This is a genomic window from Ephemeroptericola cinctiostellae (assembly GCF_003339525.1).
GTDB classification, from domain to species: Bacteria; Pseudomonadota; Gammaproteobacteria; order Burkholderiales; family Burkholderiaceae; genus Hydromonas; species Hydromonas cinctiostellae.
Genome location: NZ_CP031124.1, coordinates 1549275 through 1568713, shown reverse-complemented (window position 1 = coordinate 1568713; position 19439 = coordinate 1549275). Strand labels below are relative to the sequence as shown.

Genomic DNA, 19439 nt, shown 5'->3' with positions numbered 1-19439 from the left:
CATGCACGGTGAAATAAACATCTTGTTTTATTTGATGATTTACCTGACCGCAATGGTGCTGGTGGTACCAATCGCCAAACGGCTGGGCTTGGGTGTGGTGCTGGGTTACTTGTTGGCGGGTTTGGCACTGGGGCCGAATGGCTTTAGATTGACTGAGAACACAGAAAGCATCAACACATTGGCCGAGCTGGGTGTGGTCTTGATGCTGTTCACCATTGGGTTGGAGCTTGATGGTCAGAAATTATGGGACATGCGCCACCGCGTGTTTATTTTTGGTGCTTTACAAATGGTGGTGTGTGCTATGGCATTCTTTGGTGCAACCTATTTGCTCGGCATGAACCCAACCGCCGCACTCATCATTGGACTGGCACTGGCATTGTCCTCAACTGCCGTCGCGGTGCAAATGATGAATGACCGCAATCTAATGAACACCGATGCAGGCAAAAGTGTTTTTGGCGTGCTGTTGTTTCAAGACATGGCGGCGATTCCACTCATCATTGCCATCGGTCTGCTCGCACCTGTAGCGGGTGCAACACAATTCAACGCGCTCAATGCAATTGGCGCAGTGCTTGCGGTGATCTTTATCGGAAGGTATTTAATCCGCTACATGCTGCGCTGGGTGGCACAAAATGGTTCACGCGAACTCTTCGTCGGCACCGCATTGCTGTTGGTGATTGCAGTGATGGAACTGATGACTTCAGTTGGTGTTTCTGCAGGTTTAGGTGCTTTTTTGGCAGGGATTCTACTGGCCAGCTCTGAATATCGACATGAGCTTGAAGCCGATCTAAACCCATTTCGTGGTTTATTTCTCGGCTTGTTTTTCATCACCATTGGTTCAAGCATGGACATCCCGCTGCTGCTCAGCGCGTGGCCACGTATTTTGGGCTTATTGCTCGCTTACATGACCGTCAAATTCATCCTGCTGTACCTCATCGCAGGCATCGTACGCATCCAAGCACGCGAGCGTTTGACTTTTGCTTTGATGCTCGGGCAAGGTGGCGAATTTGCTTTCGTCGTCGGCGCATTGGCCGTACAAGGAAAGCTATTCAATGTGCAACAAGGCGCATGGCTGAATTTAATCGTCGCCCTGTCATTGGCCGCCTCGCCCTTATTGATCAAGCTGTTCGACATCATCAATGCCCGCTACTTCACAGGCAAAGAAGACAATGCCACAATGGACACCGACATCAAACAAAGGGAAGTCATTGTCGCTGGCTTCGGGCGATTTGGACAAATCATCTCCCGTTTATTGTTTTCTGCGGGCATCCGACCCACAGTGCTTGACCACGATTCATCCACCATCGAAACCATGCGTAAATTTGGTTACAAGGTGTATTTCGGTGATGCCGCTCGCCTCGACTTGCTCGAAGTCGCTGGCGCAGCAACAGCCAAACTGCTGGTTGTCGCCGTTGAAGACCGAGAAGTTTGCCTCAAAATCATTCACCTTGCCCAGCGTCACTTCCCGCACTTGGAAATTGCAGCTCGCGCATATGACGTATCACACTATTATGACTTGCGTAAACTTGGCGTGACGGTCATCGAACGGGAATTGTTTGAAGGTTCACTGCGCCTTGGCCGAGAATGCCTAAGAATCATGGGCATGGATGCCTACGAAGCCCGTGAACTCACCAACAGTTTTCGCGACAAAAACTATGAGTTCATGCATAAAAATGAAAGCATCCGAGAAGATAAAAACTTCGCCAGCATCATACGCCAAGGCCGAGAAGAGCTTGAGCGGCAACTGCAAGAGGAGCTGAATCTGCCAAAAGTTGGGTTTGAATGGCAGGAAAAATTGAAGCGAGCTGCAGATGAAAAACTTTAATAGACATTCATGCCGCCACATCACACGCACTCATGTGTATTCATATGCATGGCGCGTAAAAAAGCGCGAATCATCGCGCTTTTTTATGACAGAATCACTCAATGCTTAGATAGGCTTACACTGAACCAAAGTGCCCTCATCAGAACCTTCAATAATGCGTTTGAGCGCACCTTCTTTAACAATCGAGAACACTCGAATCGGCATGTTTTGATCTCGGCATAGCGCGAAAGCCGTCGCGTCCATGACCTTCAAATCCTTGCTGATGGCCTCATCGAAACTCACCGTGCTGTAACGGGTCGCCGTTGGGTCTTTTTTCGGATCAGCAGTATAAACGCCATCCACTTTAGTTGCCTTCAGCACCACTTCAGCACCAATTTCAACACCACGCAAAGCCGCTGCGGTGTCCGTAGTGAAGAATGGATTGCCCGTACCTGCGGCGAAAATCACGATTTTACCTTCTTCGAGTTGGCGCAAAGCACGTGGGCGAATATAAGGCTCAACCACTTGATCAATGCGCAATGCCGATTGCACGCGGGCATCCATACCCGCTTGTTTCATCGCATCTTGCAAAGCCAAAGCATTCATAATGGTCGCCATCATGCCCATATAATCAGCCGTTGCACGGTCCATGCCCGCGGCACCACCCGTCATGCCACGAAAAATGTTACCACCACCAATGACAATGGCAATTTCAACACCCATATCAGAGATTTCTTTAATCTCTGAAACCATGCGCTCGATGGTTTTTCGATTGATACCAAATGCATCATCGCCCATCAGGGCTTCACCCGACAATTTCAACAACACGCGCTTATAAGCCGCCATAACCAACTCCTTGATATTTAACCAATAAATACGAAATGGACCCACCCAAATGCCAGACACAAACTCTCGACAGGATACACCTTTTCGATCTGTTTTTAACAATAATCGGCACTCATCCACCCAAAAAAATACTTTTTTGAAGTAAGCCTACACACACATCAAGCAAGCCCATTTCAAAAAAACATTGAGGTTCATTTCTATCGACGTGGTTCATCGATCATTTTTTTGATTTCAAACCATTTTTATCCGAAAATAGAGAAACCATCAATCTGGCTCCACTTTCCGGGCAAAATAAAAGCGGGCAAAGCCCACTTTTATCATCAAACGATCAGCTTGATTAAGCTCCAGCTTGTGCCGCAGCCACTTGAGCAGCCACTTCCGCAGCAAAATCATCAACCTTTTTCTCGATGCCTTCACCCACGATGAACATGGTGAAGCCAGCAACTTCAGTTGCTTTAGATTTCAACATCGCAGCAACTGTTTCTTTGTCATTTTTAACGAAAGGCTGGTCAAACAAAGACACTTCTTTCAAGAATTTTTGCACTGAACCTTCAACCATTTTGGCTGCGATATCAGCAGGTTTGCCTGATTCGATGGCTTTTTCAGTTGCCACTTTGCGTTCTGTTTCGATCAATTTAGCAGGAACGTCAGCAGAAGACAAAGCCACTGGCTTCATCGCAGCGATGTGCATGGCCACGTCTTTGGCTGCAGTTTCATCGCCTTTGTACGACACAACCACACCAATTTTTGCACCGTGCAAGTAAGACACCAAGCTGTTGTCACTGTCAAAACGCACGAAACGACGGATGGTCATGTTTTCGCCGATTTTACCGATCAAGTCAGCACGAGTTTGCTCAACTGTTTTGCCATCCAAATCCAATGCAGACAAAGCCTCAACATCGACTGGGTTGTGTTCTGCAACCAGTTTTGCGCAACCATTGGCCAATGCCAAAAAGTCATCATTTTTTGCAACAAAGTCAGTTTCAGAGTTGACTTCAACCATCGCGCCTTGCGTGCCGTTGGTGTACACCACAACCACGCCTTCAGCAGCGATGCGTGAAGAGGCTTTACCTGCTTTGCTGCCCAATTTTACACGTAAGATTTCTTCTGCGCGTTCCATATTGCCTTCGGCTTCCACCAAGGCTTTTTTGCATTCCATCATCGGTGCGTCAGTTTTGCCACGTAATTCCGATACCATGCCTGCAGTAATTGCTGTCATTTCAATTCTTCCTATAATCAGTACAAAAGGATCACAGACCCTTTTGAATTTAAGCTACAACCATTTGTGCGGTTTAACACCGCTCAAATGATGGGACACCCGATGAACACACCTCAAGGTCTCCGAAATTCTTTCGAAAAAGGGGCTCTGAAGCCCCCTTTCATCACATCACTTTTCAGTGATTAAGCATCAGCAGATGCATCATTGATTTCTTCAACGAATTCTTCTGGTTCAGACGCTTCTTTAGCCGCTTCAATGATTTCATTCACAGCATTCGCACGACCTTCGAGGATGGCATCAGCCATGCCGCGAGCGTACAAACGAACTGCGCGTGCAGAGTCATCGTTACCTGGAATGATGAAATCAACACCTTTTGGATCATGGTTGGTGTCAACTACAGAAATCACAGGAATGCCCAAGTTTTTCGCTTCGAGCAATGCACCTTTGTGGTAGCCGATGTCCACAACAAAAATCGCATCAGGAACGCCAGCCATATCTTTGATACCGCCGATTGATTTTTGCAATTTTTCCAATTCACGTTTAAACAACAACGCTTCTTTTTTGATCATTTTGTCGGCTTCGCCAGACTCGATCGCTGCTTCCATTGTTTTCAAACGTTTGATTGAGGTGATGACTGTTTTGAAATTGGTCAAAGTACCGCCCAACCAGCGTTGATTCACGTATGGCATGCCAGCGCGTGTTGCTTCTTCAGCCATGATGTCACGTGCTTGACGTTTTGTACCAACGAACAACACCGTGCCACGACGTGCAGCTACTTTTTTGATGAACTCAGCCGCGTCGTTGTACATGACAACAGTTTTTTCGAGGTTGATGATGTGGATTTTATTGCGATGGCCATAGATGAATGGAGCCATTTTTGGGTTCCAGAAACGGGTTTGGTGACCAAAATGGCAGCCCGCTTCGAGCATTTCACGCATTGTAACTAACATAATATAATACCTTTAATTCGTAAAAGGGTTGTTTCTAACATTGGCAAGCACTGTGGCTCGAAACCTGATGAACTGTTCCATGCCGATTTTGATGTTCGATGAGCTGATATTCACAAACCCGCTTAACGTGAGGACTGAACCCCATCCATCGTCATGATTTCAAAGCACCCTTATGGCTGCCAACGCGCGATTTATCTTGAGCCTTACCTTAGGGTTTCCCCGTACGCTCGCAAAACTTCTGCAAACGAGCCCAAGACAGCCTATAATTATATAGCAAAACATCCAACAGCTCAAGTCCCGTGTTCAAACAACGCAGAGCTCGCATTCTGAAACATCTATTAAGAGAATCCTATGGCCGTTACCATCAAAAACGACAATGACATCGCCCACATGCGCATCGCATGTCGACTCGCTTCCGAACTTTTAGATTACATCACCCCTTTTGTCAAAGCAGGCACAACGACAGGCGAACTCGATCGTTTATGCCATAACTATATGGTGGATGTTCAAAACACCACCCCTGCGACCCTCGGTTACCAGCCACTGGGTTATCCTCCTTACCCAAAATCGTGCTGCATTTCCCTCAATGACGTGATTTGTCATGGCGTCCCTTCCGACGATAAAGTGCTTAAAAACGGTGACATCGCCAACATTGACGTGACGGTCATCACACCAGCAGGTTATTTTGGCGACACTTCACGCATGTTCATCGTCGGCGAAGGCTCGATTGCAGCCAAGCGCTTATGCGACATCACCTATGAATGCATGTGGATTGGTATTGCCCAAGTAAAAGAAGGTGCAACGCTGGGTGACATCGGCGCCGCCATCGCTGCCCATGCGCATCAAAATGGCATGTCGGTGGTGCGTGAGTACTGCGGTCACGGCATTGGTAAAGTGTTTCACGAAGACCCTCAAGTTTTACACTATGGCATCAAAGGCCAAGGCATGCAGCTGAAAGCAGGCATGATTTTCACCATTGAGCCCATGATCAACGCAGGGAAGCGTGACATGCGCACCATGCCAGATGGCTGGACGGTCAAAACCAAAGACCGCAGTTTGTCGGCACAATGGGAGCACACCGTGTTGGTCACACCCACAGGCTACGAAGTGTTGACCTTATCAGAAGGCTACCCTGCTTTACCGTCATTCATTCAACCTTCTGCCTAAAAATTTATGCCCACTGCAGCGCCGTCCCACGCCCTTGATCGCACCCGTTACCAAGCGGGTCGCAGCATGCTTTTTTCACAATTCACAGCAAACAACAGCCCAACACGTGCCGTGCGTCGCTTAATGCGTGAACTGACCCACCTCACGGATCTGTGTGTATTAGAAGCTTGGGCGCACTGCATTGGCACGTTACCTGACAATTTACGCCATTCCTCCAGTCTGATCGCCATTGGTGGTTATGGTCGCGCAGAACTTCTACCCAATTCCGACATCGATTTATTGGTACTGATCAAAACAGATCATTTGCCAGCCGAATCAAAGGCACAGCTCTCTCTTGCCATTGAGCAATGGGTCAGCATGTTGTGGGACATGGGCGTGACCTTAAGCCATAGCGTGCGCACCATCGATGAGTGCATTGCTGATGCGCTTGAAGACTTATCCATTCAAACATCAATCCTTGAAGGTCGCTATTTGGCTGGTGATAAAAAAATCCACCAGACGTTCTACGCGGCCTTTAATCGTCATTTTGACTTACTCACCTTTTGGCGTGAAAAAATGGCGGAAATGCGCCAACGCCATTCCAAATTTGATGACACACCATACAGCCTCGAACCCAATTGCAAAGAAAGCCCTGGTGGCTTACGCGATTTGCATCTGATGTTGTGGTTGGCTAAGGCGGCCAATATTGGTCAAACATGGCAAGAATTACACCACAACAATTGGCTGACCGCCAGTCAATTGCGTTTGATTCAACGAAGTGAAAACCAACTGTTGGCGATTCGCGCCCACCTGCACATCCTCAGCAAACGCATGGAAAACCGTGTGTTGTTTGATTTACAAACACCCTTGGCGCACGCTTTTGGTTTGTTTGAAACCGATGGCAAACGGGCGGGTGAGCACCTAATGCAACGCTATTACTTGGCAGCCCGAGCGATTTATCAACAATGCGCCCTCTTTGTTCAAAAATTTGAACTGTTTTTATCGCCACCATCTGCGCCACATATTGCCCATAAAATCAAAGGCTTTCCTGACTTTGTTGAAGTAGATCATGTGCTTGATGTGGTTAGAAACGATGCTTTTATTCGCAAACCCCATTTGCTGATTGACGTATTCTATGTGTATGGACAAGTGACGGGCTTGACAGGTTTTTCCCCAAAACTGTGGGATGCGATTTTACAAGCACGCAACTTAATCACCCCCGAATTTCGACGCACCCCTGAAAATCGTTCTAAATTCATCCGACTGCTTAAACTCGATAACGGCATCACGCATGCCATCCGGCTGATGAACCAGACCGGTGTTTTGGGACGTTACATTCCCGCATTCCGTCGCATCATCGGCCAAATGCAACACGATTTGTTCCACATTTACACCGTTGATCAGCACATCCTGACCGTCGTGCGCAACTTACGCCGCTTCACTTTACAAGAACACATGCAAAGTCATTTTTTGGCCAATCAAGTCATGGCAGAATTTGGACAACCCTGGTTGCTCTACATCGCAGGCCTGTTCCACGACATTGCCAAAGGCCGAGGTGGCGATCACTCTGATTTGGGCGCGATCGAAGTCGCACGTTTTGCTAAACAACATGCGTTGACCAAAAAACAAACAACATTGGTGGTTTTCCTCGTTAAACACCACTTAACGATGTCAACTTTCGCCCAAAAAGAAGACCTGTCCGACATGGAGACGATTCAACGCTTTGCCAGCACGGTTAAAAGTGTCGAAAACCTTCAAGCCTTGTACCTACTCACCGTCGCTGACATCCGTGGCACCAGTCCAAAAGTTTGGAATGCTTGGAAAGATAAACTGTTGGCGGATTTGTACCAATTGACCCTGCGCGAATTATCAGGACAAACCCAAGCCCCTGTCAGCATGCTCAAAGAACGCACAATGGATGCGCTTGAGCTGCTGCCCAATGCCGAGATTCAAGCGCAAGCACAAGCCTTGTGGAACGATTTCGATACCGAATATTTCATGCGTCACGATGCCACCACCATCGCATGGCATGCTGAACACATTGTTCAACGCCCAAAGCACACAGGCAAAACATCAGCCGTTGTTGCCACCAAACCGTTCAACAATGACCACAGTTTACATGTCATGGTGTACACCGCAGATGTTCCCGACTTGTTTGCTCGCCTCTGTTCTTTTTTTCAGCAACGGTATTTATCCATTTTTGATGCGCAAATTTACACCAGTGGGCAAGGCATCGCGCTTGATACTTTCCAAGTGCTCTTACCCGAATCACATCAAGCCGATGCCCTGTTTGTTCAACGCCTTAACCAAGAACTAAGGGAAACACTCACCACCGCCCCAGCTCTACGTGCTCCCAACTTGGGGCGCTTGACTGCCCGCTCTCGGAACTTCCCCATTGTGCCACGCGTCAGCCTGACGCCAACAGACAAGGGTGAGTACGTCCTCAAACTCGCAGCAACAGACCGCCACGGCGTGCTGTACAGCATCGCTTATATTTTGAAACAAATGAATATTCGCCTGCGCAGCGCACGGATTGTCACTTTGGGTGAGCGATTAGAAGACGTGTTCATATTGTCATCCGACCAACTCAACGACCCAAGTGCTGCCGCACAGCTGGAAGCGGAACTGATGCGTGTATGCACCATTTCTTAGACTCTTAGATTAAGGGCATTCACTCACCATGACCCACCACCACTACACGCCCCCATGGTGGGCACGCAATGCCCACATCCAGACCATCGCCCCCACCTTCCTGCGCGCCCCACAACCCATTTATATGCGTGAACGATGGGACACACCCGACAATGATTTCATCGACCTCGATTGGGTCAACCATGATAAGGCTTCACATCAAAATCAAAGGCTTGTTGTTTTATTTCATGGACTTGAAGGCTCCAGCCAAAGCCCTTATGCACGTGCTCTCATGCACGCATGTGCACACAATGGTGACTCTGGCGTGGTCGTGCATTGGCGCTCATGCAGTGGTGAACTTAACCGCCAACCCATTTTTTACCACTCAGGTTTTTCACAGGAAATTGACTGGATTCTACGCCGCCTCGCTAAAGAATACCCAAACAGCCAACTTTACGCCACAGGTGTTTCGCTGGGCGGCAACGCGCTGCTCAAATGGCTTGGCGAGCAAGGCCATTCGGCATCTGCCATTGTTCAAAAAGCCGCCGCCATTTGCCCTCCGCACGATTTGAAAGCAGGCTCAATCGCCCTCGCCAGCGGTTTTAATCAACGCGTCTACATGCGTCATTTTCTCAGCACACTCAAAATCAAAGGACTTGCCAAAGTCGCCGCCTACCCAGAACTCGGCATTTCAGCTGAAAAAATCAAAACATCTCGCAATTTCTTTGATGTCGACAACTTCATTACTGCGCCTTTGCACGGTTTTAAAGATGCTGAAGACTATTGGCAACGCTCATCCTGCAAGCAGTTTCTACCTCACATTGCCGTCCCAACACTGATCATAAATGCCTTGAATGACCCTTTTATTCCCGCAACGTGCCTCGCCCGCGCCCACGAGGTCAGCCATCATGTGCAACTGCACTACCTTGAACAAGGCGGCCATGTTGGATTTATTCATGGGCAAACCCATCCCCGTTTGAATTGGTTGCCTCAACATCTATTGAGTTTTTTCAATCAAAACGGTGAGTAAAATCGTTACACTCAAAAAATTAAGCAATCCAATGCAATTTGTGAGCTTGTCCCACAAAACCTTGCGCGAAGAGATGTCGTGTCAAACATGGTTTGATGGAATGCGTATGATTTTCATAATAAAAAATCCTCGCCACAGCGAGGATTTTTTAACTACAGCACCAAACCGCCGCGTTCAGCCACCGTATGCATGTCTTTATCACCTCGCCCTGACAGGTTCACCAAAATCACCTTATCGGCCGGCATGGTTTTAGCCAATTTCAAACCATATGCAATCGCGTGTGAAGATTCAAGCGCAGGAATGATGCCTTCAACACGGCACAAGGTGTGAAACGCCGCCAATGCTTCTTCATCATCAATCGCAACGTATTCAGCACGCCCCGTATCTTTGAGCCATGCATGCTCAGGGCCTACACCAGGGTAATCCAAGCCTGCGGAAACAGAGTGGGTCTCAGTGACCTGACCATTTTTGTCTTGCAAGATGTAAGTGCGATTACCGTGCAACACACCCACACTGCCCTTGCCCAAACTGGCGGCATGGCGAGGGGTATCCACGCCATCACCCGCAGCTTCAACACCAATCAAACGTACATTTTCATGCGGAATGTAGGGGTAAAAAATACCCATGGCATTTGAGCCACCGCCGATACACGCCACAACTGCATCGGGTTGACGATTAATCATTTCAGGCATTTGAACCAAACATTCATCACCAATGATCCGCTGAAAGTCACGCACCATGGCGGGATATGGGTGTGGCCCCGCCACAGTACCAATGATGTAAAAGGTGTTTTCCACGTTCGACACCCAGTCACGCATGGCTTCGTTAAGTGCATCTTTAAGGGTTTTTGAGCCCGATTCGACTGGAATCACGCGAGCACCAAGGAGTTTCATGCGGTACACATTCGATGCTTGACGCGCCACATCTTCAGAACCCATGAACACATCACATTGCAACCCAAAACGCGCCGCAATCGTGGCGGTGGCAACACCGTGTTGACCAGCCCCAGTTTCAGCAATCACGCGCGGCTTGCCCATCTGACGGGCAAGCAAGGCTTGTCCGATGACGTTGTTGATTTTATGTGCGCCCGTGTGGTTCAAATCTTCACGTTTGAGGTAAATCTGTGCGCCACCATTTTCAGATGACAAGCGTTTGGCATGATAAATAGGGGATGGACGACCAACAAAATGCTTGAGTTCGTAAGCGTATTCATCTTGAAAGGCTTGGGTTGGAACGATGGTTTTATAAGCTTCAAGCAGTTCGTCGAGCGCAGGAATGAGGGTTTCTGAAGCGAAACGGCCGCCGTAGATGCCGAAGTGCCCGTTGATGTCGGGGAAGTTGTACATTTGGATTCCTTAAATCTGTTCAAATAAAGCAAAAAAACACCTGCATCATTGATTTTAAAACGTGTTGGGGCAATATCATGGCATTCCAATCAGGGGTTATGCAGCCACTGCGCCCATTTTCATTAAAAAAATTAAATCTTAGCGACGCCATCGCTCGGCATCGGCCATTGATACGGCTTGCATAAAAGCATTCATTTTTTCTACGTCTTTCTCACCTTTTACATCGGCTTCAATGCCCGAAGAGACATCAAGTGCATAAGGGCTGACTTCACGAATCGCCTGTGCAATCGTGGTCGCCTGTAAACCACCGCTTAAAATAATTTTACCTCGCACATTATTGGGAATCACCGCCCAATCAAAGCCATGACCAGAACCACCGTAGCCCATGCTGTCCGCATCGAGCAAAACACCAGCCACCGCATCAATGTGCGCCGCCACTTCTGTCCAATCCGTGCGGTCATTGACACGCACGGCCTTAATGACAGGATGTCGCAAACTGTATTGCAACTGTACCGCAAAGTCCCATGTTTCGTCACCATGCAATTGCACGTTCTGTATTGGCGTTTGATTCAGTACGCCTTTAATCTCTTCCACGCTGGCGTTGACAAACAATCCAACTGTATTGACGAATGCAGGCATGTGCTGAACCAGTTGTGTCACGGTTTCTGGTGAAACATAACGCAGGCTTTTTTCGTAAAAGACAAAACCAAGTGCATCAGCACCCGCAGTCACAGCGGCTTGAACATCTTGGGGTCGGCTGAAACCACAAAATTTGACTCGGGTTCTCATATTTTAAATCGTCCTGTCTCTTGTGATCGGAAACTCATATCGCCACACCCAATAAGGCCATCAGATCGTCATTGGGCTCAGGTAAACCAAACCGTTGATCGTAATGAATTGCGGCCAAATATAAACCACTCGATGCAAATGTCGGCGCCGATAAGGTGCGGTTTTTTTGGGTGAGAAGAAAAGCCAGCCAATCAATGGTTTGCTTGCCTGTCCCGACATAAATTAAACTGCCCACAATATTGCGCACCATGTGGTGTAGAAAAGCATTTGCGGTGACACTGACAACAACCAAATCGCCAATGCGTTTAACCGAAATCGCATGCATGGTTTTTATCGGTGATTTGGCTTGGCATTGTGCCGCACGAAAAGCTGAAAAATCATGTTCACCCATCAAAGCCTGTGCAGCAAGGTGCATTTTTTCAGCATCTAGGGGCTTATGATACCAGCCCGCACGGTTTGTCCAAAGGGGTGATCGCGTTGGGTGATTATAAATCACATAATGGTAAGTGCGTTTAAACGCGTCAAAGCGCGCATGAAATTCAGATGCGACGGTCACCGCCCAGCGAACCGCAACCGCATCGGGTAAAAATGCATTGACCCCACGCACCCACGCATTGGCATTGCGCTCAAATGGCACATCAAGATGAACAACCTGTTCGAGTCCATGCACCCCCGTGTCTGTGCGCCCAGCACATTGAACAGACAGGGGAACCGTGGCAAACTGAGACAATGCATCTTGCAATACATCTTGAACTGTTTGACGGTGAACTTGCGATTGCCAGCCTTGATAAGACGTGCCATCGTATTGAATCCCAAGAGCGATACGTGGCATGTTATAAAGGCCTTGGTGTTGACCACTCTTTGCGCAAGCGAACGGCCATGGCACACTGTTCAGCGTCACCACGGAACAACACATCCGCCAACATGGCCTCAGCCACTTCGCCATAACGTTCTTCATGCGCGTCTTGCGCATGCAACAACACATCTTCAGGTGTATTTTGATTCAACCACGCCTGTAAATGGGCACGATCCAACAAATCTTCAAAATCAAGCGATGGTTGCACGCGCATGGGCGGCATTTGATTGGTGTAACGTTTCATAAAGCCTGAAACGTCCAAATCAAGTCCTTTGCTCAAAGGCACGATTGTTCCATTTTTTGGCGTGATGGCGTTCATTGAAGGTGTTTCAATTGCAATCTGTTCAACGGTTTGGGCTTCAATGATGTGATCGGTCTCTGCGGCGAGATCGGCTTCAACGCTTGTATCTGCTGCGATGGCTTCAAGATTCACATTGCCAAACGTATTATGTGAAAAAGCGGGATGAGTCGTGCTGATCGATGGTTCAACAGCCGATAGACTCGTTATCGCAGCACGCTGAACCATTTTAATCTGCGCCCCCTCCAACAAATTGGATTCAAATTCAACCCGCTCAAAATCTTTCTCCTTCACACCCGCTTGATTGTCCACAGCGCTCAAAGCAGGTGAGTGTTGATCCGCATCGTTGGCCTGCACGTTGTCATCAGATGAGCTGTGTTCAAACGGGCTCACCTCAACCTCTTTTTTTGTCAAATCCACATGAACCGTCGGTGGGTTGAGGGTCGATGATTTTTGATCTTTGTCTTCATCCACATCCAAAAGCGGTTCCTGTGCGGAGCGACGAAACATCCGCACACACAACATCAACAAAGCAATCGCTATGAGGCACATCGCCCAAATCGGCATGGGCAGCGTCGAATCCAAATTTGATTTCGCGCCATCGGCAGTACCCGCCGTCACTATGGCCGGTGCGTTTGAAGTGTTAACCGTTGATGCTGCAGCGGGCACTGGCATCGTTTCTACGGCTTTTTTTTCATCTGGCACGCCAGCCGTTGGTGTCGCAACCTCAGCTTTGGCTGCATTAATAGCATTCAAAGGTTGCAAACCAAGCAATTGTGCCCGACTTGGTAAAACAAACGGTGCCCCAATGATCAAGACATCGGGATCATTTTTAATAAAAGCATTCGGATTTGCAGCCAACAACCCCGTTAAAGTCGCGTTAAACGGCACATTGTGCGCGCGTGAATACCTTTTGGCAATCTCACGCACATTGTGTCCCTTACGAATGATCATGGTCACAGAGCCATCCACACCAAGCGTTGGGGCTGCTGGTTTGACCTCTTGCGCGTACACCGAGGGCAAACACACCAAAGACGAAGCAACAGCAGCAGCGGCTGAAATGTGCAGCACAACATTCAATTTGAATTTCGACAATCGCGGTGTATTCATGGTCATCTCAAAAATAGTGAGCCGTCATTTTAGACCCATCCAAAATGACGGCATTTAGTGATTTGCTTCAACCACTGCTGTGACTCAGAGCGGGAACAATCTTGATGCAGCGTTACGATGCCAATACAATGCGCAACATGCGGCGCAAGGGTTCAGCAGCACCCCACAACAATTGGTCACCCACAGTGAATGCTGACAAATAATCACCGCCCATTGCCATTTTGCGCAAACGACCGACAGGTACAGTCATTGTGCCAGTTACAGCAGTTGGTGTGAGCTCTTGCATGCTGACTGTGCGCTCATTGGGTACCACTTTAACCCAATCATTCGCTTTCGCCAACATGTCATTGATTTCATCCAACGGCACGTCTTTTTTCAATTTGATCGTCAATGCTTGACTGTGGCAACGCATCGCACCGATGCGCACGCACAAACCCTCAACATTGATAAAGCCAGCTTGGCCTGCTGTTTTACCCAGGATTTTATTGGTTTCAGCAGCGCCCTTCCATTCTTCTTTGGTTTGACCATTGCCCAAATCTTTGTCGATCCAAGGAATCAAACCACCTGCAAGCGGCACACCAAAATGCTCAGCAGGATAATCAGGCTCGCGCATTTTTGCCGCAATTTTACGATCAATCTCAAGGATGCTTGAACGAGGATCCGCCAACAAATCCGCCACTTCTGCATTCAAAATACCCATTTGAGAAATCAACTCACGCATATTCGCCGCACCACCGCCCGAAGCCGCTTGATACGTCATTGAAGTCATCCAGTCGATTAAATCGGCTTTGAACAAACCATCCAAAGCCATCATCATCAAACTCACCGTGCAATTACCACCGACGTAGTTTTTAACGCCTTTACTCAAGCCGTCTTTAATCACATTCATATTCACAGGATCGAGCACAATGATCGCATTGTCTTCCATGCGCAAAGTTGAAGCCGCGTCAATCCAATAGCCATTCCAACCCGCCGCACGCAAAGGCTCAAAAACCTGTGTCGTGTAGTCGCCACCTTGGCATGAAATAATGATGTCGCAAGTTTTGAGGGCATCAATGCTATTGCCGTCATGCAACACGCCATCCGACTTTGCAAACGTTGGCGCAGCACCACCTGCATTAGACGTGCTAAAAAATACAGGTTCAAAATGTGCAAAATCATTTTCTTGCAGCATACGATCCATCAACACTGAACCCACCATCCCGCGCCAACCCACTAAACCCACTCGTTGCATCATTTACTCCAATTAAACAATAACTTAAAAAACCAAGCCGACAGAAATCAGCCCCTAAACTTCATCTTCACTGTGCCATTTTACCCAGCACATATAAATCTTGATGCCCCCACCAAAAACCTTCTTTAAACAGCTCAAAGCGCACAGGTGAATACACGTGTAAATCCGACACTTTATCCATCACATAGCTGGGATGTGTATACGCAGTGCCGTAATATTGTCCTTCCAAATCCTTTTGCTCACTGTCAGGATAAAAAATAATTTGATTTTTACCCAACACATAATTACTGGTGACGCGTCCATGTGTCGTGAAAATCAGGTACCCACCTGGCTTGACCAACTGATACAAACGCAACAACCACCGGGAAAAATAGGCATCTGAAATATGCGAAAAAAACGACAAAGTGAACACCACATCAAACTGCCGCTCAACCCTTAACTCTTCAGGCACAGATTGCGATTGAATGGTGTCAAATCCAAATTGTTCATGGTTAAACGCATTGGCTTCAGGGTGAATGTCACATGTGGTCACCCGCGCTTGAGGCATGACAGTGGCATAATGTCGAGCCACCATGCCATAACCCGAAGCAAAGTCCAAAAATTCAAAAGATTGCTTAACATTCAAATCTTGAATGATGCGATTGAGTTTTTCAGCAGAATCACGACCATTGGCCAAATAATGTGACAGCGCATCTTCTGAGCTGAGAACCCCACGTTCTTTAATGAATTGTAGCAAAAAATCATTTTCATGCACTGTGGTCACTGTTGTCATTTCCCCATCCCTTTAAAAAGATCAAACTACAGAAATTCGCATCAATTACTTTTACTTACTCCAAGGTATCCAAGATATTTTGGTATTTCAAATCATCTTTATGACCAACAAACTACAAACCCGCCAAAACTACATTCACTCAATTGAAGTCACCAGCTCCTGAACATTAGGAATTTGTTTATCCAGTTGCGTTTGATTAACCATTATTTTTTTACCTGCCACACTGTGAAAACCGTGACTTAAATTGGCAATTGGGATCCCTTTTGCGCTGGACACGACAGATGCAGTATTTGCATCATTCACTTCAAATTGAAACATTTGTTTAAATGTTTTTTTACTACTCGGTGTTACAGCACCACTCGGATGAGTCGCAAAGTATTTAGCATGCCGTTGCCAAACGGCATAGATTTCATCACCAATGGTGTTGACTACCGTTTTAAATGCAGATGCAGAACTGTTGTTCATTTGTGTTAACCGATTGCCTATATACATATAAATTTGCGGCAACGCCATTTTGTATTTTTCTGACTCAAGAAAGAAATCAGACTGTCTTTCACCCGAATAACGAGTAATTCCGTATAGCAAAGACAAAACAGCCTTTACCGCTCGCTTAGATGAACCATCTGCAGAAAATGGAATCAGCAAGCGATCCGATGCCATAAGCGCAAGTTCTGTATAAATTGTAAAACTTGGATTACAGTCAATGAAAACCGCATTGCCTTCACCCCAATAATTTTGCACATCATTGATTAAATCTTTAATCCACAAATGCACAATTCGCCATGCATCATCTGGTCCATTGATAGATGCGCCATAAATTTTTGAGGCTTGATTCTCTAACTGCTCATCGCCAACTAACAAGTACAAATTAGAGGGTATCTCAGTATTGTAATTTTGAACTTGAGTCAAATAATTAGCACCTGTTTTTGGAGAGATATACGGACTAACAATCCGTTCATCAATGTAACCCGATATTGTTTTTCGTTTTTCAATATTAGAATGAATTGTTTCAAGAACACTCTCACCATTTTCCATACCACCTAATAACATTGTGGAAGAATTGGCTTGAGGGCACAAATCAACAACCAAGACTTTTTTATTTGGGTTTTTTAAGGCGTATTCCGCTGCGATCTGAAAAGTTAAGTAACTTTTACCAACTCCGCCTTTATTATTCCAAATTGCATAAATTGCCATCATATTCTCCAAAACAATGTAAAAAGTGCTTAATTGTAACTAGCTTACTTTTATTACTGTTAATAAATCGCATAAAAAACCAAGATCACAAAACTGCCAACACCGCATCACCCATCTCAACAGTACCAACCTTTTTGCCGCCTTCGGTCATGATGTCACCCGTGCGGTAGCCTTGCGCAAGTACTTGTTTCACTGCGCTATCGACACGGTCGGCGGCGGCGACTTGATTCAAACTGTGACGCAGCATCATGGCGACGGATAAAATCATGGCCAATGGATTGGCTAAATTTTTACCTGCGATGTCAGGTGCAGAGCCGTGAATGGGTTCGTACAAACCTTTGCCATTGGCATCCAATGAAGCCGATGGCAACATGCCGATCGAACCCGTGAGCATGGATGCGGCATCGGACAAAATATCACCGAACATATTGCCCGTGACCATCACGTCAAATTGCTTCGGATTGCGCACCAGTTGCATGGCGGCATTGTCAACCAGCATGTGACTTAATTCAACATCGGGATATTCAGCGGACACTTCGATGACCACGTCACGCCAGAGTTGCGTCGCTTCGAGCACATTCATTTTATCGACTGAACACAGTTTTTTCGCACGTTTTTGTGCAGTTTTGAACGCGCTGTGGGCGATGCGGCGAATTTCTGATTCGCTGTAAACCATGGTGTTGTAGCCGACACGTTCGTTGCCAAACTCTGTATCGCGCATTTCGATGCCGCGTGGTTCGCCAAAATAAATGTCACCCACCAGCTCTCGAACGATGATGATGTCCAAACCTGAAATGACTTCGGGTTTTAATGTTGAGGCTTCGACCAACTCAGGGTACACCAAAGCTGGGCGCAAATTAGAAAACACATTCATGACTTTGCGAATGGCCAACAAGCCACGTTCTGGGCGTTGCTCACGTGGCAACACGTCATATTGAGGACCGCCCACTGCAGCCAGCAAGACTGCATCTGCGGCCAACGCTTTGTCTTGGGTTTCTTGTGGGAAAGGCACGCCTGTCGCATCCACGGCACAGCCACCGATCAACGCGTTGTCCCATGCGATGTCTAAGCCATCGGATTTGAGTCGTTCAAGCACGCGGACGGCTTGTGCCATGATTTCGGGGCCAATGCCATCACCTGGCAAGAGAAGAATATTTTGAGTCATTGTCAGTACCAAAAGTTATTTTAAATTCAGTCTATCGTCCAAAACATTGGACGAATCATTATAAAGCGCGGTGGTTCAACCAAGGGAAGCGCGTCAAATGCGCGGCTTCAAATTGTTTAATTTCTTCGGCATGACGCAAAGTCAAACCAATGTCGTCAAAACCATTGGTCAAACAGTATTTGCGAAAAGCACTGATCTCAAAGGGGAAGGCATCATCGCCGGCACGCACGACTTGCTCTGGCAAATCAATGGTCACTTCAAAGCCCACAAAACCCGCTGTCAAATGAAACAATTTGTCCACTTGTGCTGCGGTCAATACGATGGGCAACAAACCGTTTTTATAACAGTTGTTAAAGAAAATATCGGCGAACGATGGTGCGATGACCGCACGGAAACCGTATTGTTGCAACGCCCAAGGTGCATGCTCACGTGATGAGCCACAACCAAAATTATCACGCGCAATCAACACACTTGCGCCTTGATAGCGCGCTTGATTGAGCACAAAATCAGGGTTGATCGGACGGTTTGTGTTGTCTTGCCCTGGCTGACCCACATCGAGATAGCGCCATTCATCGAACAGGTTATCGCCAAAACCCGTGCGGGCGATGGACTTTAAAAACTGTTTGGGGATGATCGCGTCGGTATCAACATTTTCGCGATCCAGCGGAGCGACGAGCCCCTTATGTACGGTGAATTTATCCATGGATTTTCCAGCCAATAGGTCAACTAATATAAATGGGAAACGCATTGCAGCGCAATGCAGCAATGCGTTTCAAAACAAGACAAACAGATGTGAAACGATTAATACAAAACAGGTCTCAATAGCCTGATGTGGTTGCGGGTGCTGGCACTTTCTCTTGAACATAATCGCCACCATTTTTGACCGCACCGCCCACAGCCGAAACATCCTTGCCTAAACCATTGGTAAAGCCTTTAAATGTGTTGCAGCCTGTCAAGGCCAAAGAGGCTAAAACACTTAAGATTAACATTTTACGCATTTCATTTTCCTTCAAAAAAGTTTTGAACAGTACCGCAGAAACCACTCTACCAAA

Annotated in this window: 17 protein-coding genes; 4 read left to right on the top strand and 13 right to left on the bottom strand. The window is 47.2% G+C overall.

All coding sequences use genetic code 11. The features are described 5' to 3' along the window. The first annotated feature begins 1 nt into the window (after window position 1). A complete protein-coding gene (locus DTO96_RS07095) occupies window positions 2–1822 on the top strand; it encodes a monovalent cation:proton antiporter-2 (CPA2) family protein (RefSeq protein ID WP_114562858.1) in 1821 nt (606 codons plus the stop codon). Between the two features lie 105 nt (window positions 1823–1927). On the opposite strand, the gene pyrH is transcribed toward DTO96_RS07095, so the two are convergent. The 3 genes from pyrH to rpsB all read right to left on the bottom strand — a co-directional run bounded on the left by pyrH (window position 1928) and on the right by rpsB (window position 4816). Further along, window positions 1928–2647 carry a UMP kinase gene (pyrH, locus tag DTO96_RS07090; RefSeq protein WP_114562857.1) on the bottom strand — a complete coding sequence of 240 codons (720 nt, stop codon included), beginning with the start codon at window positions 2645–2647 and terminating at the stop codon, window positions 1928–1930. Window positions 2648–2984: 337 nt separating this feature from the next. Further along, window positions 2985–3866 (bottom strand): translation elongation factor Ts, encoded by an 882-nt coding sequence (tsf, locus tag DTO96_RS07085; RefSeq protein ID WP_114562856.1) that lies wholly within the window; start codon window positions 3864–3866, stop codon window positions 2985–2987. A 182-nt stretch (window positions 3867–4048) separates the two neighbouring features. Next, window positions 4049–4816, bottom strand: a complete 768-nt coding sequence (gene rpsB, locus DTO96_RS07080) for a 30S ribosomal protein S2 (RefSeq protein WP_114562855.1) — start codon at window positions 4814–4816, stop codon at window positions 4049–4051. A 351-nt stretch (window positions 4817–5167) separates the two neighbouring features. On the opposite strand from rpsB, the gene map reads away from it, so the two are divergent. Genes map through DTO96_RS07065 form a run of 3 tightly spaced genes read left to right on the top strand, consistent with a single transcriptional unit; the run spans window position 5168 to window position 9623 of the window. Further along, window positions 5168–5983: a type I methionyl aminopeptidase gene (gene map / locus DTO96_RS07075; protein ID WP_114562854.1), complete on the top strand. Its 816-nt coding sequence runs from the start codon at window positions 5168–5170 to the stop codon at window positions 5981–5983. Between the two features lie 6 nt (window positions 5984–5989). Further along, entirely contained in the window at window positions 5990–8614 is a 2625-nt protein-coding gene (locus tag DTO96_RS07070; RefSeq protein ID WP_114562853.1) for a [protein-PII] uridylyltransferase, read from the top strand. A 28-nt stretch (window positions 8615–8642) separates the two neighbouring features. Beyond that, window positions 8643–9623, top strand: coding sequence for a hydrolase (locus DTO96_RS07065; protein ID WP_114562852.1), 981 nt, complete (start codon window positions 8643–8645; stop codon window positions 9621–9623). A gap of 152 nt (window positions 9624–9775) precedes the next feature. Here the strand turns inward: DTO96_RS07065 and trpB are convergent, their stop codons facing one another. From trpB to DTO96_RS07015, 10 genes are all read right to left on the bottom strand, one after another. Beyond that, complete coding sequence (gene trpB / locus DTO96_RS07060) at window positions 9776–10969, bottom strand: tryptophan synthase subunit beta (protein ID WP_114562851.1); 1194 nt, start codon at window positions 10967–10969, stop codon at window positions 9776–9778. A gap of 138 nt (window positions 10970–11107) precedes the next feature. Next, on the bottom strand, window positions 11108–11758 hold the full coding sequence (locus DTO96_RS07055; RefSeq protein WP_114562850.1) for a phosphoribosylanthranilate isomerase: 651 nt from the start codon (window positions 11756–11758) through the stop codon (window positions 11108–11110). A gap of 34 nt (window positions 11759–11792) precedes the next feature. Continuing rightward, window positions 11793–12590: a tRNA pseudouridine(38-40) synthase TruA gene (gene truA / locus DTO96_RS07050; RefSeq protein WP_114562849.1), complete on the bottom strand. Its 798-nt coding sequence runs from the start codon at window positions 12588–12590 to the stop codon at window positions 11793–11795. A gap of 1 nt (window position 12591) precedes the next feature. Beyond that, window positions 12592–14022 carry a type IV pilus assembly protein FimV gene (locus DTO96_RS07045; protein ID WP_114562848.1) on the bottom strand — a complete coding sequence of 477 codons (1431 nt, stop codon included), beginning with the start codon at window positions 14020–14022 and terminating at the stop codon, window positions 12592–12594. 112 nt (window positions 14023–14134) lie between these two features. Further along, window positions 14135–15256, bottom strand: coding sequence for an aspartate-semialdehyde dehydrogenase (asd, locus tag DTO96_RS07040; RefSeq protein ID WP_114562847.1), 1122 nt, complete (start codon window positions 15254–15256; stop codon window positions 14135–14137). Window positions 15257–15323: 67 nt separating this feature from the next. Continuing rightward, a complete protein-coding gene (locus DTO96_RS07035) occupies window positions 15324–16028 on the bottom strand; it encodes a class I SAM-dependent methyltransferase (protein ID WP_114562846.1) in 705 nt (234 codons plus the stop codon). Between the two features lie 135 nt (window positions 16029–16163). Then, window positions 16164–17225: a ParA family protein gene (locus tag DTO96_RS07030; protein ID WP_225972448.1), complete on the bottom strand. Its 1062-nt coding sequence runs from the start codon at window positions 17223–17225 to the stop codon at window positions 16164–16166. Between the two features lie 82 nt (window positions 17226–17307). Further along, window positions 17308–18387, bottom strand: a complete 1080-nt coding sequence (leuB, locus tag DTO96_RS07025) for a 3-isopropylmalate dehydrogenase (protein WP_114562844.1) — start codon at window positions 18385–18387, stop codon at window positions 17308–17310. A gap of 58 nt (window positions 18388–18445) precedes the next feature. Further along, complete coding sequence (gene leuD / locus DTO96_RS07020) at window positions 18446–19090, bottom strand: 3-isopropylmalate dehydratase small subunit (RefSeq protein ID WP_114562843.1); 645 nt, start codon at window positions 19088–19090, stop codon at window positions 18446–18448. 115 nt (window positions 19091–19205) lie between these two features. After that, a complete protein-coding gene (locus DTO96_RS07015) occupies window positions 19206–19385 on the bottom strand; it encodes an entericidin (RefSeq protein WP_114562842.1) in 180 nt (59 codons plus the stop codon). Between the last annotated feature and the right edge of the window lie 54 nt (window positions 19386–19439).